At 58.4% G+C, this 1,169-nt stretch carries 1 protein-coding gene; it reads right to left on the reverse strand.

The genetic code is table 11. The features are described from left to right. Positions 1 to 2: 2 nt before the first annotated feature. A partial coding sequence (tuf, locus tag ABIE32_RS21720) for an elongation factor Tu (protein WP_377780717.1) occupies positions 3 to 1,169 on the reverse strand: 1,167 nt, incomplete at its 5' end.

Genomic DNA, 1,169 nt, shown 5'->3' on the forward strand with positions numbered 1-1,169 from the left:
GATTACGCAATGATCTTGGCAACCACGCCAGCGCCAACGGTACGGCCACCTTCGCGGATAGCGAAGCGCAGACCTTCTTCCATAGCGATAGGAGCGATCAGCTTGACGGTGATGGACACGTTGTCACCAGGCATGACCATTTCCTTGTCGGCTGGCAGCTCGATGGCACCGGTCACGTCAGTCGTACGGAAGTAGAACTGAGGACGGTAGTTGTTGAAGAATGGGGTGTGGCGGCCGCCTTCATCCTTGCTCAGCACATACACTTCAGCGGTGAAGTGGGTGTGTGGCTTGATGGAGCCTGGCTTGCACAGCACTTGGCCGCGTTCCACGTCTTCACGCTTGGTGCCGCGCAGCAGCAGACCAACGTTGTCACCAGCTTGACCTTGGTCCAGCAGCTTGCGGAACATTTCCACGCCAGTGACGGTGGTCTTCTGGGTATCCTTGATACCGACGATTTCGATTTCTTCGCCGACCTTGACGATACCGCGCTCGATACGGCCCGTCACCACGGTACCACGACCGGAGATCGAGAACACGTCTTCCACAGGCATCAGGAAGGTGCCGTCCACAGCGCGCTCAGGCGTTGGGATGTAGGTGTCCAGGGCTTCAGCCAGGCGCATGATGGCAGGCTCACCCTTGTCGGATTGGTCGCCTTCCAGAGCCAGCTTTGCAGAGCCGCGGATGATAGGGGTGTCGTCGCCAGGGAAATCGTACTTGTCCAGCAGTTCGCGGACTTCCATTTCCACCAGTTCCAGCAGTTCTTCGTCGTCCACCATGTCAGCCTTGTTCAGGAAGACGATGATGTAAGGCACGCCCACCTGACGCGACAGCAGGATGTGCTCGCGGGTTTGTGGCATTGGGCCGTCAGCGGCAGAGCAAACCAGGATAGCACCGTCCATCTGGGCAGCGCCGGTGATCATGTTCTTCACATAGTCAGCGTGGCCTGGGCAGTCAACGTGAGCGTAGTGGCGGTTAGCCGTTTCGTACTCAACGTGAGCGGTGTTGATGGTGATACCACGGGCCTTTTCTTCAGGAGCCGCGTCAATCTGGTCGTAAGCCTTGGCTTCGCCGCCAAACTTCTTGGACAGAACGGTAGCGATAGCAGCCGTCAGGGTGGTCTTGCCGTGGTCAACGTGACCGATGGTGCCCACGTTCACGTGGGGCTTGGT

Source organism: Comamonas sp. 4034 (assembly GCF_050434545.1).
GTDB classification, from domain to species: domain Bacteria; phylum Pseudomonadota; class Gammaproteobacteria; order Burkholderiales; family Burkholderiaceae_C; genus Comamonas; species Comamonas odontotermitis.